Origin of the sequence: Pseudomonas sp. BIGb0558 (assembly GCF_024807515.1) — a bacterium.
Classification (GTDB): Bacteria; Pseudomonadota; Gammaproteobacteria; order Pseudomonadales; family Pseudomonadaceae; genus Aquipseudomonas; species Aquipseudomonas yamanorum_A.
Genome location: NZ_JANUEW010000017.1, coordinates 1 through 14,453, shown reverse-complemented (window position 1 = coordinate 14,453; position 14,453 = coordinate 1). Strand labels below are relative to the sequence as shown.

The following is a 14,453-nucleotide window of genomic DNA, read 5'->3' as shown; positions in this document are numbered from 1 at the left end:
CTCACACCTCATCCTCATGCTGCAGTTCGAACAGCAACAGCGAACGCCCGGTGACTGCATATTCGTGGTCGAAATCGAAGCGTTCCTGGCCGCGCACCGACGGTTGGTTGGTGTCGAGCATGCAGGTCCAGAAGCCACCATCCGGCACCGGTGGCAGGCGGAAATTGACCATGTCGTGGTGGGCGTTGACCACCAGCAGCAGGGTGGCATCGGCCCCCGGGCGGCGAATCCCGGTTTCCTGGGCGCGGCCATCCATCAACATGCCCAGGCAGCGACCGTGGCTGTCTTGCCACTGCTCGATGGTCATTTCATCACCGCTCGGCGCCAGCCATGTCACGTCCTTGACGCCGATGTCTTCGTTGTAGTCGCCCACCAGGAAGCGTCCGCGACGCAGGATCGGGTACGCCAGGCGCAGCTTGATCAGGCGCTTGACGAACTTGAGCAGGGCCTTGCCGTCTTCATCCAGGTCCCAGTTGATCCAGCCGATCTCGCTGTCCTGGCAATAGGCGTTGTTGTTGCCGTGCTGGGTGCGGGCGAACTCGTCACCGGCCACCAGCATCGGCGTGCCCTGGGCCAGCAGCAGGGTGGCGAAGAAGTTGCGCATCTGGCGCAGGCGCAGTGCGTTGATTTCCGGGTCGTCGGTGGGGCCTTCAACACCGTGGTTCCACGACAGGTTGTTGTTGCTGCCGTCCTGGTTGTTCTCGTCGTTGGCTTCGTTGTGCTTGTCGTTGTAGGACACCAGGTCGTGCAGGGTGAACCCGTCGTGCGCGGTGATGAAGTTCACCGAGCTGTACGGGCGACGCCCGCGCTGGTTGAACATCTCGCCCGAGGCGGTCATGCGCCCGGCGAAGTCCGCCAATTGGCCGTCGTCGCCTTTCCAGAACGAGCGCACGGTGTCGCGGAAGCGGTCGTTCCATTCCACCCAGCCCGGCGGGAAGCCGCCGACCTGATAGCCGCCGGGGCCGCAGTCCCAGGGCTCGGCGATCATTTTCACCTGGCGCAGCACCGGGTCCTGGCGGCAGGCCACGAGGAAACTGTGGCGCTCGTCGAAACCGTCGCGGTAGCGGCCGAGAATGGTCGCCAGGTCGAAGCGGAAACCGTCCACGTGCATCTCGGTGGCCCAGTAGCGCAGCGAGTCAGTGACCATTTGCAGAACGCACGGGTGGCTCAGGTCGAGGGTGTTGCCGGTGCCGGAATCGTTGATGTAGAAACGCTTGTCATCGGGCATCAGGCGGTAGTACGAGGCGTTGTCGATGCCGCGCATGGACAGGGTCGGACCTTGCTCGTTGCCTTCGGCCGTGTGGTTGTAGACCACGTCCAGGATCACTTCCAGCTTGGCTTCATGCAGGTGCGCGACCATCTCCTTGAACTCGGCGATCTTGCCGCTGGCCAGGTAGCGCGGGTCCGGGGCGAAGAAGGCAATGCTGTTGTAGCCCCAATAGTTGGTCATGCCTTTTTGCAGCAGGTGCTGGTCGTTGACGAAGGCGTGTACCGGCAGCAGTTCCACCGAGGAGACGCCCAACTGGCGAATGTGCTTGAGTACATCGTCGACCATCAGCCCGGCGCAGGTGCCGCGCACTTCTTCAGGCACTGAAGGGTGGCGCATGGTGATGCCGCGCAGGTGGGTTTCGTAGATGATCGTGCGATCCCACGGCGTGCGCACTGGCTGGTCATTGCCCCAGGTGTGGGCCGGGTCGATGACTTTGCATTTAGGTACAAAGGGCGCGCTGTCGCGTTCGTCGAAACTCAGGTCGGCGTCGGGGTGGCCGATGGTGTAGCCAAACAGTGCTTCGGACCATTTGAGTTCGCCCACCAACTGTTTGGCGTAGGGGTCGATCAGCAATTTGTTGTGGTTGAAGCGATGACCGTTGGCGGGGTCATACGGACCGTACACGCGATAGCCGTAGATCAGCCCTGGATGGGCGTCGGGCAGGTAGCCGTGGAAGGTCTCGTCGGTGTATTCCGGCAGCTCGATGCGTTCGAGTTCGACTTCGCCGCTGTCGTCGAAAATGCACAGCTCGACTTTGGTGGCGTTGGCCGAGAACAACGCAAAGTTGACGCCCAGGCCATCCCAGGTCGCGCCGAGGGGGAAGGGCAAACCTTCACGAATCCGCGACGGCTCGTTTTCCGGCGTCGAGTTGGGCTTGTTGGGTTTGCTCATTGAGGTGCTCCTGCAAAGGGTTTTTCCGGGCCGAACGGGGCCGTGCCGGCGTGAAGCCAGATGAAAATCTTGAATTGGATGCGGTTTCCCCTGTGGTAGCTGGCTTGCCTGCGATGGCGGAGTATGTGGCGACATCGATGCTGAATGTGCCGCCGCCATCGCGGGCAAGCCCGCTCCCACAAGGGGCCTTTGTCAGCTGGCGGGCTTGCGCGGCGCCTTGGGTTTTTTGTCGGCAACAGGCTTGGCCGGCGCTGCTGCGGCCTTGGGTTTCGGCGCGGCTTTGGGCTTGGCGGCAGCCTTTGGCTTGGAAGGCGTCAGTGCTTCGGCTTCCGCCAGTTTGCGCGCCATCTCCCAGTGTCGCGCGTCCTCGCCGTGGGGTTTGCCTTCAGACTCCCAGATCTGATGCGCTAATTCGCGTATGCGTTTGTCTTCAGTACTCATCACAATGCTCCTCGCAGAAAATTTTCAGCTTTCTTGACCATCAGGATTGATAAAGACATTGACCGGGAAATCCCCCAGGGCAGCGCTGATCATGAGCTCCTTGTCTGGTGTGACTGCGCCTGTTCGGAAAAGTCCCTTCCAATTTCGGGTTGGAGCGGCGAACGGTAATCGGACCCGGGTATCGCCCCAAATCTGCGCGTTGATCAGGGGGTACACACCGTTTTCAAGCAGACGGTGCGGCCAGCGTGGCACCACCACCAGCAGCTGTTTGCCCTGGTATTCGCGGTAGAAGGCAACCACCCGTTCAGCGTGTTCGCCGACCACTTCCAGCGGCTCGTAGCTGCCCTGGCGAAACAGTTGCGCATGCGCCTTGCGCAACGTCAGGACCTGGCTGATCACCGCCTGTTTTATACGCCCGTCATGCCAGTTGAACAGCAACTCGCCGATGTCCGGCGGTGTGTGCAGCCCCTGTTGCCGTGCATGAAAATCCACCGGCCGGCGGTTATCCGGGTCTACCAGGGTGAAGTCCCAAAACTCATCGCCCTGATACAGATCCGGCACCCCCGGCACCGTGAGACGAAGCAAGGTTTGCGCCAGCCCGTTGAGCGCACCCGCCGGGGCGATGGCCTGAGCGGCTTCGCCGATGGCGTCGCGCAGGGCCTTGCCGGAGTCCTCCAGCAGCAACCGTGACAGGAACGCTTCGACACCTTGCTCATACAGCTCGTTGGGTGCGCTCCAACTGCTGTTCAACTTGGCTTCACGCAAGGCTTTCTGCTGCCACTGCCAGAGGCGCCGGTGATAGTCCGCCAGGCCCTCGGCATCGTCGCGGTGCAGGTCCAGGGGCCAACTGCCCAGCAGCACCTGGTAGAGGATCAGTTCGTCACCCGCCGAAGGCGTTTGCCCATCGCTGCGCAAGCGAGCGGCGAGGGTGCGCCATTGCTCGACCTGTTCGGCGTACCACTCGGCGCATTCGCTCAGTACCGCCAGGCGCGCACGGGTGTCTTCGCCGCGCTTGTGGTCATGGGTGGCGGTGGCCAGCAGGTTGTCGGGGAAGGTGCGCAGGCGCTGCTGGTTGACGGCGTGGAAGGCTTCCAGCGGTGCGCTGAATTGTTCCGTACTGAAGCCCACGTCATTGCGCGAGAGCAACACGCCCGAGCGATAGAACGCGGTGTCTTCAACCGCCTTGGCTGCTGCCGGCGAGGTCAGTTGCTGGAAGCGCACGCACGCGTGCTTGAGCATCTTGCGTTCGCGGCCCAGCGGGCGGTCGCGCCAGGGTTGGCCACCGAGCCATTTTTCCAGGTAGTCGAGCACCGGCCAGTCGCCTTCGCCCAAGGTGCTGCGGGCACCGGCCAGAGCTTGCAGGAAAAACACGTCATCCAGTTCACTGCGGCCCCGGGCGCTGATGTAGGTGCGATACACCGGGAAGTGCACGATCAGTTCCTGCAACGCCCGGCGAATCGCGCCCAGCGTCAGGTCGCGGCTCATCACATCGTCCCGGGCCACTTGCAGCAGGGCCTGGGCCACGCTTTCGAAGTCGCCGGCCAGGGAGCCGTTGAGGATTTGCTGGCGGGCCAGCCAGGCTTCTTCGATAAACGAAGACGGGCGTTCGGTGTGGCGGGTCCAAAGCTCGGCCAGGGGCTCGAAGCCTTTAGGGTCATGTTGCAGCAACGACAGCTGGTTCATGAATTCGTAGCCGGTGGTGCCGTCTACGCGCCAGTCTTCGCGCAGGGTTTCGCCTTCGCCGAGGATCTTCTCGACGAAGATCGGCAAGTGCCGCCCGCCCGCCAGGGAATCGACGCGGCGACGCAGTTTGCGGCAGTAACCGCGCGGGTCGGCAAGGCCGTCGATGTGGTCGATGCGCAGGCCGTCGATCAGGCCTTCGCCGATCAGTTGGAAGATCTTGCCGTGGGTGGCTTCGAACACCGCGCTGCGCTCGACCCGCAGGCCGCCCAGCTCGTTGACGTCGAAGAAGCGTCGCCAGTTGATATCGTCCGCCGCCGTGCGCCAGCTGGCCAGGCGGTAGCTTTGTTGTTCCAGCAGGTTGTGCAGGCGGGCAAAGCCTTCGGGCTGGCGGGCGTCGTAGAGGCCGAGGTTATCTTCGATGGCCTTGAGTGTTCCGGGATCCCGGGCGGCCTCGCTCAGTTCCTGTTTCAGCGCGGTGGCCAGGGGATAGGCGTCCGGCTGGTAGGCCAGGCCGCTGAACCGATCGGCCAGGGCCTTGATGGGCACCAGTTCGCCGTACTCCCGTGGGCAGATCGGAAAGCGATGTTCGTAATGCTCGACGTAGAACGCGCCTTGCTGCGGATCAAAACGCAGGGGCAGGGCACCGGATTGCAGGGCTTCGCCGTAGTCGCTGCCGAGGAATGGCATCAGCAACTGGCCCTTGAGCAATGGGTCTGGCGAGTGCCACTGAATGTCGAAGAACTCGCTGTAGGGACTCAGGCGGCCCCACTCCAGCAGGTCCAGCCACCAGGGGTTATCTGCACCGCCGACGGCCATGTGGTTGGACACGATATCGAGGATCAGCCCCATCTCATGTTCGCGCAGGGCCGCTACCAATCGGCGCAGTGCGGGTTCGCCACCGAGTTCGGGATTGACGGTGGTGGGATCGACCACGTCATAGCCGTGCATCGAGCCGGCGCGCGCGCTCAGCAGCGGCGAGGCGTAGAGGTGGCTGATGCCCAGTTCGGCGAAGTACGGCACCAGCGGCACGGCGTCGTCGAGGGTGAAGCCTTTATGAAATTGCAGGCGTTGGGTGGCCCGCAGGGTCAACGGCTTCATCGGTCACGCTCGTGGGCCTGGATGCGCGCTACGGCCAGCAGCTCAAGGCGGCGGGCGGCATTTTCATCGTCGAGCAGAGTGGCTGCATCGCCCGGCAGGCGGCGGCGCCAGTTCGGGTGGGTGTCGGTGGTGCCGGGCAGATTGGATTGTTCCTCAACGCCCAGGGCATCTTCCAGTGGCAGCAATACCAACGGCGCACGGGTATGGCCCAGGTAGCGCACGCTGGCGTCGATGACGTGGTCGGTTTCGTTGCGTATTTCATCGGTGAAGTTCTGCGGGTCCTGGCTCAAGGCCTGGCGCAGTGCCTGGCGTTCCCGCAGGCGGTGTTCGCTCCATTGCTCCACGGTTGGGGCATCGATCAGGCCCAACTGGATATTCCAGTCGATATCGCGACTGTGCCACCAGCCGTTGAGGGTCGGCAGGTCATGGGTGCTGGTGGTGGCCAGCGCGTTGTCCGGCCAATCCAGGATCGGTTTGAACTGGCCGCTGTGGTCTTGCTCGAACAGCAGCACACGCATGCCGAGGATCGAGCGGGCGATGAGCTTTTCCCGCAGGCCGTCGGGCACGGTGCCGAGGTCTTCGCCGAGGACGATCGCCTGGTGGCGGCTCGATTCCAGGGCCAATAGCCGCAGCAGGTCATCCACCGGGTAATACAGGTAGGCACCGTCCCGTGGCGAGGCGTCCATCGGGATCACCCACAGGCGTTGCAGGCCCATCACGTGGTCGATGCGCAAGCCACCGGCATGGGCGAAGTTGGCCCGCAGCATTTCAATGAAGGCGCGAAAGCCGTTGCGCTTGAGGCCTTCGGGGGAAAATGCGGAGATGCCCCAGCCCTGGCCGGAGCGGTTGAGAATGTCGGGCGGCGCACCCACGGTGAGGTCCGCCAGCAGTTCGTCCTGACGGCTCCAGGCCTGGCTGCCGCCGCCATCGGCGCCGACGGCCAGGTCGGCGATCAGGCCCACGCCCATGCCACTGCCCCGGGCGGCTTGTTGCGCGCGTTCCAGGCAGCGGGCGATCAGCCATTGATTGAAGGCGTAGAAGCCGATTTCATCCCGATTGTCTTCGGCGAACTGCGCCAGTGCCGGGCTTTGAGGGCTGTGCCAGTCCTCGGGCCAGTGGCGCCAGTCGAGGCTCTCTCCGTCCGCTGCACGCTGGGCCTGAATGGCTTCGAAGCGGCAGTGGTTTTCCAGGGCTTCGCCGCCGGCCTGGCGGAAGCTCAGGAAGTCGGCGTGCTGCGGGTGGTCGCCCCGGCGGAAGTCTTCATACAGGGTACGCAGCAGGCGCTGCTTGGCTTTGGCGGCGGCCGGCCAGTCGATCAGGCTTTGCTGCTCGAGGTCTTGCAGCTCATCGGCCAGGCCGCTGGCTTCGATGGCGATTTGCACCGCACGCTCGCCGAGTATGCAGCCGGGGGAGGCGTACAAACTGTTGAGGAACAGGCGGCTGGACGGGGAATACGGGCTGAAGCGCTCGGTGTCGGCGCTGAACATCGCGTGCATCGGGCTGATGGCCAGGGCATCGGCGCCGCGCTCGGCGGCGGCCCGGGCCAGTTGCTCCAGGGCCTGGGTGTCGCCAAAGCCGCCGTCGCCGCTGCGGCGCAGGGAATACAGTTGCGCACTCAGGCCCCAGGCACGGGCGGTTTGGGTGTCGACCGCTTCCGCGACGGTGTAGCAGTGGGTCGGGGCGACGGCCAGGGTGAAATGCTGGTCGGCGATATGCACCTGGTGGTAGCCCTCTGCAATCGTTGCGGGCAACACGGCGTCATCGTCCAGGCTCAGGTTCAGCACGCTTTCGTCTTCGAGGTGAATCCGGCACGGCGTGCCCGGGGCGAAGTAGCGCGCCAGGTCCAGGCCGGCGCCGCTGTCGACGGTCATCAGCGGCGGCAGGTGCTTGTCTTGTTGCACGCGCTCCAGGTCCAGCAGGCTGGCTTCGATCTCGGCATCGTTGTCGGCCGGGTGGCCGAGGCCTTTCAGTACGGCGCGCAGGGCGTCGGCTTTCACATGTTGCGGGCGGCCGTTTGCGTCGATCCAATCGACGGCCAGGCCCGCTCGGCTGGCGAGTATTTCCAATTGCGCGTCGCTCAAGGGTGCTCTCCAACAGGGGAATGGGTAAGGCTGACGCGGGCGCTGAAGGGAGCCAGTTGTCGGGCTCCACTTTCCTGCGTCACAAATAGGAGGTGCGAGGCTGCCGGGTAGTTCAGAGATTCGGCGCTCAGGTTGAGGTCGATCTGCAACAGGCTGCCATTGCCCAGGCGCCAGCGTGCGGTGACGGCGTGGTCGGCCAGCACTTGGGCGCCCAAGGCCACGCTGCCTGGCAGGTGCGGCACGATGTACTGGTGGCGCAGGCTCAGCAGGTGGCGGTAGAGCTGCGAGTCGCCGCAGTCGGCGAGGGCGGGTGCCGAGCGGCGGAAGGTTTGCAGGGAGTTGGGGTCGGGAATCCGCTCGCGGCGCTCGGGGTCGCTGAACGCGGCAAAGTCGGCAAACTCGTTGCGCCGGCCTTCACGCACTGCCTCGGCCAGTTCGCCGTGGTGGTCGGTGAAGAACAGGAACGGTTCTTCGGCGCTGACTTCATCGCCCATGAACATCAAGGGGATCATCGGCGACATCAGCAGCAAGGTCGTCGCGGCGCTCAGGGCCTGGGGCGAACACAGCTGATGCAGACGCTCGCCCAAGGCACGGTTGCCGATCTGGTCGTGGTTCTGCAGGAACAGCACAAAGGCACTGGGCGGCAGGTGGCCGCTGGGCTCGCCGCGCGTGTGGCCGTGGCGGGTGGTGTGGCCCTGGTAGATAAAACCTTCGCTCAGGCAGCGGGCGAGCTTGCCGGTGGGGTCCTGGGCGAAGTCGGTGTAGTAGGCGTCGGTTTCGCCGGTAAGCAGCACGTGCAGGGCGTTGTGCCCGTCGTCATTCCACTGGGCGTCGAAACCGGCCTCCAGCAGGCTGGCCTGGTTGAATTCGTTTTCCAGCATCAGCCACACATGGCGCCCGGCATCGACTTGCTGGCGGACCTTTTGCGCCAGTTCCTCAAGAAACTCGGGGTCGTTGATGGCGTGCACGGCGTCCAGGCGCAAGCCGTCGAAGCGGTATTCCAGCAGCCACATCAGTGCGTTGTCGATGAAGAAGTCCCGGACCTCCCTGCGATCAAAGTCGATGCCGGCGCCCCAGGGCGTGTGCACGTCTTCGCGGAAGAAGCCTTTGGCGTAGGTGCCGAGGTAATTGCCGTCGGGGCCGAAGTGGTTGTAGACCACATCCAGGATCACCGCGAGGCCATGATGATGGGCGCTGTCGATCAGCTGTTTCAGCTGTTCGGGCGAACCGTAGGAAGATTGGGGGGCGTAGGGCAGGACACCGTCGTAGCCCCAGTTGCGTTCGCCGGGGAACTGCGCGATGGGCATCAGCTCAATGGCGGTGACGCCCAGCTCCGCGAGGCGCGGCAGTTGTTTCTCGACTTCGGCGTAGCCCCCCAGCACGCCCACGTGCAACTCGTAGATCACGGCTTCGTGCCAGGGCCGGCCTTGCCAGTGGCTGTGGCGCCACTGATAGGCCAGCGGGTCGACCACTACGCTGAAGCCGTGAACGTCCGTGGCCTGGGCCCGGGAAGCCGGGTCGGGAACGTCCTGTTCGCCGTCGATGTTGTAGCGGTAGCGCGTGCCCGGTGGGCATTGCAGCTGCACCACAAACCAGCCATCGGCCTGGGGCAGCATTGCCACCGATTTACCTTCTTCAAATTCAACGCTGACATAAAACGCGTCTGGCGCCCACAAGGCGAAACGGGTGTGTTCCGCATCCAGCATGATCGCGCCGTGGGGCCAGGTTTCCAGAGTCCTTGACGGCATCTATGAAGACCTCTTTTTTACTGTTTCCCCGATCTTCCCAGCGCTTTCGCCACCAGTTTTTCATAAAGTTCGGCGTAGGGTTCCACTGCCTGGCTCCAGTTGAACGGAGCGGCCATGGCTCGGCAACGCATCGCATTGAGCAAGCCTGGGAAGGCGAACACCTTGAACGCGCGGCTCAGGGCCGCTTCATAGCTTTCGACAGTGGATTCGTTGAACAGGAAGCCGGTGACGCCATCCTCAATGGTGTCGGCCAGGCCACCGGTGTTGCGCGCCACCGGCAACGAGCCGAAGCGCTGGGCGTACATCTGGCTCAGGCCGCAGGGTTCATAACGGGACGGCATCAGCAGGAAGTCGCTGCCGGCAAACATACGGCGGGCGTCGGTCTCGTTGAAGCCGATGCGCACGCCGATCTGGCCGGGAAAGCGCAGGGCCAGGGCGCGCATGGCTTGTTCTTCTTCAGGCTCGCCGCGACCGATGATCGCGATCTGGCCGCCGTTTTCGACGATAAAGCTTGCGACCGCTTCGGTCAGGTCCAGGCCTTTCTGGTAGACCAGGCGCGACACCACGGCGAACAGCGGGCCGGTGGAGTCATGCAGGCCGAACAGGTTGCGCACATGGGCGGCGTTCAGCGCCTTGCCTTCCCAGTCACCGATATTGAAGGGGTGAGTCAGGTGCGAGTCGGTGGACGCTTCCCAGCTTTCATCGATGCCGTTGGGAATGCCGCTGAGCAGGCCTTGCTGGGTCTTGCTGGCGAGGAAACCGTCCAGGCCACAGCCGAATTCGGGGGTGGTGATTTCCTGGGCGTAGGTCGCGCTGACCGTGGTGATATGGCTGGAGTACGCCATGCCGGCCTTCAGGAATGACAGCTTGCCGTAGAACTCCATGCCTTCCTGTTGCAAGGCGTGTTCGGGAATCCCCAGTTCCGGGCACGAGGCCAGGCTGACCACACCCTGGTAGGCCAGGTTATGAATGGTGAACAGCGTCGGGGTGCGTGACCCACGCCAGTGCATGTAGGCGGGTGCCAGGCCGGCGGGCCAGTCATGGGCGTGCACCAGGTCCGGGCACCAGTGGATCTGCGCCAGGTTGGCGGCAATATCGGCGGCGGCCAGGCCCAGGCGGGCGAAGCGGATATGGTTGTCGGGCCAGTCACGGCCGTTGTTGGCGCCGTAGGGCGTGCCTTCACGCTCATACAGTTCGGGGCAGATCAGCACGTAGATGACCAGGCCATCCTTGAGGTCCATGCGCCCGATCTTGCACGGTGGCAATGCGGCGTGGCCGCCCAGCTCACCGATGATATGAATGGGGTTGTCGCTGTCCAGCACCTGCGGGTAGCCGGGGATCAGCACGCGCACATCGTGCAGGTGCGCCATGGCGCGGGGCAGGGCAGCGGACACGTCGCCCAGGCCGCCGGTTTTCACCAGGTCAGCCAGTTCGGAGGTGACAAACAGCACTTTCTTGCGATTGGGATTCTGACTCTGTACCGGCCGCAGCGCGTTCGGCAGGTCGGCCAGTGAGGTCGGCCCGCCAACCGGCTGACTAAAACGCTCTCCCTGAGTATCTACAGCGGCACTGATCATAGTTCTCTCCCATGTGTTGGTCGGCTGATGGCATATGGCAATCAGCGAAGGTTGACCGCATCCTGCGGCCAGGCGCACAAGCGCTACACAGACTGGCAAGCCTTATGCCAGTTGTGCTGGAGTTTTAAATAGAGTGGATGGACGGGCATTCGGCGTGAACCGTCAGCGCTCGCCTTACCTTAAACCTGACCTACGGCAGAGTTCGAAAGTTTCGATTTTTTGCGGGGTTTTTGTTTTGGAACGGACCCATCGGTCATGAGTCTAGGACAGATCCCAGAGCCCGTGGGGTCTGTGGGGGAATTTTGTAGGACAAATTTTTTTCATCCGCACCGTAGCACCCGTAGCGCGCCGGTACCGCTTGCGTAGTAGCAGCTGTCGAGCGCCAGCGAGGCTGCGTCGGGCGCACTGCCGATTCTGAACCGGGTCGCGCCCTACGCAGCCTCGCTGGCGCTCGACAGCTGCTACGGGAGGTGGGAGGAGTGCACCGCTATAGTGCGCGGACAGGCACGCCTTTGGCCCACGCCTGAATGTCTTCGATCATCTGCTCGTAGAACTGGCGGTAATTCTGCTCGCTGACATAACCGACGTGTGGCGTGGCCAATACATTCGGCAATTGGCGGAACGGGTGCCCGGCAGGCAACGGCTCCTGGGCGTAGACATCCAGTGCTGCGCCTGCCAGCCGGCCATTGGCCAGTGCGTCAATCAAGGCCGCCTCATCGACAATCGGCCCGCGCGCCGTATTCACCAGGTGCGCCGCAGGCTTCATCCATCCCAGCGCCTCGGCGTCCACCAGCCCGCGGCTGCGGTCGCTGAGCACCAGGTGAATCGACAACACATCCGCCTGTTCAAACAGCTCACGCTTGCTGACCCAGGTCACGCCGGTCTCGGCGGCGCGTTCCGGGGTGAGGTTTTCGCTCCAGGCAATCACGCGCATGCCGAATGCCTGGCCATACTTGGCGATCTTCTGGCCAATGCTGCCCAGGCCGAGAATGCCCAGGGTCTTGCCGTACAGATCGCCGCCCAGGCCCACCTGCCAGCCGTCGGCGCGCAGGGAATTGGCTTCGGCCAGCAGGTTGCGGGTGGAGGCCATGATCAGTGCCCAGGTCAGTTCCGGGGCGGCGTGTTTGTAGCTGTCGGTGCCGCACACCTGGATGCCCAGGGCCTTGGCGGCGGGAATGTCGATGGCCGCGTTGCGCATGCCGCCGGTCACCAGCAGCTTGAGCTTGGGCAAGCCTTGCAGCAGGGCCTGGTCAAACGTGGTGCGCTCGCGCATCACGCAGATCACTTCGAAACCCTGCAAGCGCTCGATCAGCGTGGCGGTATCCGCCGGGTACTCGTGGAGGAAATGCACCTGGCCGACCGACGCCAGGACTGACCAGTCCACCACGCCGCTGGCCACATTCTGCCAATCATCAATCACTGCGATCTGTACCGACATTCACGCGTGCCTCGAAAAAGGTTGGATTAGAGGGCATTCAGCCCTTGCAACAGCGCCTTGTGAAACTGTGCCGGTTCTTCCATTTGCGGCGCATGGCCCAGGCCCGGGAATTCCACCAGGGTGGCGTGGGGGATCAACTTGGCCACCTGCTTGCCCAATACCGCGTAGTTGCCGATCTTCGCCTTGACCGCCGGTGGGGCGATGTCTTTGCCAATGGCGGTGTTGTCGGCGGTGCCGATCAGCAGCAGGGTGGGCATCTGCAGGTCCTTGAACTCGTAGTACACCGGCTGGGTGAAGATCATGTCGTAAATCAGCGCCGAGTTCCATGCCACCACGGTGTGGCCGGGGCCCTTGTTCATCCCGGCGAGCATCTGCACCCAGCGCTCGTATTCTGGCTTCCAGTGGCCGGCGTAGTAGGTGTCGCGTTCGTAGTTGCGGATGCCGTCGGCGGTGAGCTTCAGCTCGCGCTCGTACCATTGGTCAACGCTGCGATAGGGCGCGCCAATGGCTTTCCAGTCTTCCAGGCCGATAGGGTTTACCAGTGCAAGTTGTTCGGTTTGTTCCGGATATAGCAGGGCGTAGCGCGTGGCGAGCATGCCGCCGGTGGAATGGCCAAGAAGCGTGGCCTTTTGAATGCCGAGTTTTTCCAGCAACTGGTGAGTGTTGATCGCCAGTTGCTGGAAGCTGTACTGGTAATTGTCCGGTTTGCTGGAGGTGCAGAAACCGATCTGGTCGGGAGCGATCACCCGGTAGCCGGCGTCACTCAAGGCCTTGATCGACTCATCCCAGGTGGCGCCGCAGAAGTTCTTGCCGTGCATCAGCACGATGCTGCGGCCATTGGCCTTGCCCTTGGCGGGAACGTCCATGTAGCCCATTTGCAGGGATTTGCCCTGGGACTGGAAGGTGAAGTGTTCCACTGGATAAGGGTATTGGAAGCCTTGCAGTTCGGGGCCGTAGGTTGGGCCTTCAGTGGCGGCGAAGGCGGGCAGGACGCTGCCGAGCAGCAGGCTGGCGACACACAATGAGTGGATTTTGGACATTGGTATTGGCTCCGGGAACAGTGCCCGGATGCTGTGGCGGGGGGATTAAGCGAGGATTAAGGTAGCGAGTGGGCTTCTGGGAACGCAGAAAAACGGGGCAAATCTGTTTAAGTAGATTTGTCCCGTTTATCCGTCCGTTATGTTTTTCGGTTACCTAAGCTGGCCATTTCCAGTTGAGTTGTCTTGAACTGGTGGAGACTAGATTTGCATCGCCGTCAGCAATCCGGACCCGCACAAATCCTTTGTTTAATGGGTAACCTTGATACAGGCCCGTACTCCATGTTCCATCGGCTGCAACTCTCGTAGGAAAATAGAGTATTTCGACAGGAGGTGTGTCTGTCGTAACACCCAGTATGTGTCCGGGAGTGCCTGTGCCGGAAACATTGATTGTCCGTCCGTTCCAGGTGCCGCCGTCGGGTATGGTTTCTCCAGTACCACTGCCAAAGTCGTAGCCACCTCCGACTCTGGTGATTTGTGGAGCAATTACCGCCAGGACGGTCAGTACCCAGGGATCAGACGTCAGGCCACCACCGACGGTAACGGCCGTAAAGCTCTGAGTGCCTACGGTCAGGTCGGTCACCGTCAGTGTCCAGACTCCAGAGTTATTGGCTGTTGCAAAGCCTTTAGATGTAGCGCCGTAGAACACCTCGACCTCCTGCAGCGGTTCCGCGCGCCCGGTGAGTGTTGCTCTGGGTTCGTAGCTTGAGCCCCCGTTCGGGACTGAGCTGCTTACTACGGTAGCCAGCCTTGTGATTTCGGGCCGTACACCGGCCTTAATCACGTATGTTGCCATTTCGAACTGCTGCGCCGTTGCCTTATTGTTCGTCCCATCCAGCGACACATAAGCTGTGATTTCCAGGGTGCTGGTGTCCCTCAGCGTCATCAGGTAGCTGGCTGGGATCGGCTCCAGTATAAGTTTGGCATTGAACTCGGCAGCGGTTACCGTGCGCCCATTGCGTAGCGCCAAGTCTTCGGTCCCGTGCAAGTCAATCCAGAGTGGTTGTCCTGGTTGCATAAAGGGCCAGCCGTCAATCTGTACGTTATTGATCTTGCCGGCATCAATCACACCACCCGTTGCTTCAGCTACGGTTACCAGGTCCCATTCCTGTGCTGCCAGGGCTTCCACCTCCAGGCTCAGGGTCTTGGACTGAGTGCTCGCCCCGCCCCGAATGACGTCGTAATACAC

At 62.7% G+C, this 14,453-nt stretch carries 8 protein-coding genes and 1 pseudogene; all 9 read right to left on the bottom strand.

Annotation, left to right across the window (positions count from 1 at the left end; genetic code table 11):
* Position 1: 1 nt before the first annotated feature.
* Positions 2-2,161 carry a glycogen debranching protein GlgX gene (gene glgX, locus M2400_RS19870; RefSeq protein WP_177041745.1) on the bottom strand — a complete coding sequence of 720 codons (2,160 nt, stop codon included), beginning with the start codon at positions 2,159-2,161 and terminating at the stop codon, positions 2-4.
* Between the two features lie 192 nt (positions 2,162-2,353).
* Positions 2,354-2,602 (bottom strand): DUF2934 domain-containing protein, encoded by a 249-nt coding sequence (locus M2400_RS19865; RefSeq protein WP_177041747.1) that lies wholly within the window; start codon positions 2,600-2,602, stop codon positions 2,354-2,356.
* Positions 2,603-2,626: 24 nt separating this feature from the next.
* Positions 2,627-5,383, bottom strand: a complete 2,757-nt coding sequence (locus tag M2400_RS19860) for a malto-oligosyltrehalose synthase (protein ID WP_259197887.1) — start codon at positions 5,381-5,383, stop codon at positions 2,627-2,629.
* Entirely contained in the window at positions 5,380-7,464 is a 2,085-nt protein-coding gene (malQ, locus tag M2400_RS19855; protein WP_177121546.1) for a 4-alpha-glucanotransferase, read from the bottom strand. Before malQ ends, M2400_RS19860 begins: the two co-directional genes overlap by 4 nt.
* Positions 7,461-9,212 carry a malto-oligosyltrehalose trehalohydrolase gene (treZ, locus tag M2400_RS19850; protein ID WP_259197891.1) on the bottom strand — a complete coding sequence of 584 codons (1,752 nt, stop codon included), beginning with the start codon at positions 9,210-9,212 and terminating at the stop codon, positions 7,461-7,463. The genes malQ and treZ overlap by 4 nt, the downstream gene beginning before the upstream one ends.
* Positions 9,213-9,229: 17 nt before the next feature.
* On the bottom strand, positions 9,230-10,789 hold the full coding sequence (glgA, locus tag M2400_RS19845) for a glycogen synthase GlgA (protein ID WP_177041756.1): 1,560 nt from the start codon (positions 10,787-10,789) through the stop codon (positions 9,230-9,232).
* A 487-nt stretch (positions 10,790-11,276) separates the two neighbouring features.
* Entirely contained in the window at positions 11,277-12,227 is a 951-nt protein-coding gene (locus M2400_RS19840) for a D-2-hydroxyacid dehydrogenase family protein (RefSeq protein WP_177041758.1), read from the bottom strand.
* A 26-nt stretch (positions 12,228-12,253) separates the two neighbouring features.
* Positions 12,254-13,267 (bottom strand): alpha/beta fold hydrolase, encoded by a 1,014-nt coding sequence (locus tag M2400_RS19835; RefSeq protein ID WP_259197894.1) that lies wholly within the window; start codon positions 13,265-13,267, stop codon positions 12,254-12,256.
* 154 nt (positions 13,268-13,421) lie between these two features.
* A pseudogene (locus M2400_RS19830) lies at positions 13,422-14,453 on the bottom strand (hypothetical protein); the annotation flags it as partial.

Excerpts from the sequence above, each read along its gene's own strand:
- glgX (WP_177041745.1), bottom strand. The coding sequence starts at position 2,161 with ATGAGCAAACCCAACAAGCCCAACTCGACGCCGGAAAACGAGCCGTCG.
- M2400_RS19865 (WP_177041747.1), bottom strand. The coding sequence starts at position 2,602 with ATGAGTACTGAAGACAAACGCATACGCGAATTAGCGCATCAGATCTGG.
- M2400_RS19860 (WP_259197887.1), bottom strand. The coding sequence starts at position 5,383 with ATGAAGCCGTTGACCCTGCGGGCCACCCAACGCCTGCAATTTCATAAA.
- treZ (WP_259197891.1), bottom strand. The coding sequence starts at position 9,212 with ATGCCGTCAAGGACTCTGGAAACCTGGCCCCACGGCGCGATCATGCTG.
- glgA (WP_177041756.1), bottom strand. The coding sequence starts at position 10,789 with ATGATCAGTGCCGCTGTAGATACTCAGGGAGAGCGTTTTAGTCAGCCG.
- M2400_RS19840 (WP_177041758.1), bottom strand. The coding sequence starts at position 12,227 with ATGTCGGTACAGATCGCAGTGATTGATGATTGGCAGAATGTGGCCAGC.
- M2400_RS19835 (WP_259197894.1), bottom strand. The coding sequence starts at position 13,267 with ATGTCCAAAATCCACTCATTGTGTGTCGCCAGCCTGCTGCTCGGCAGC.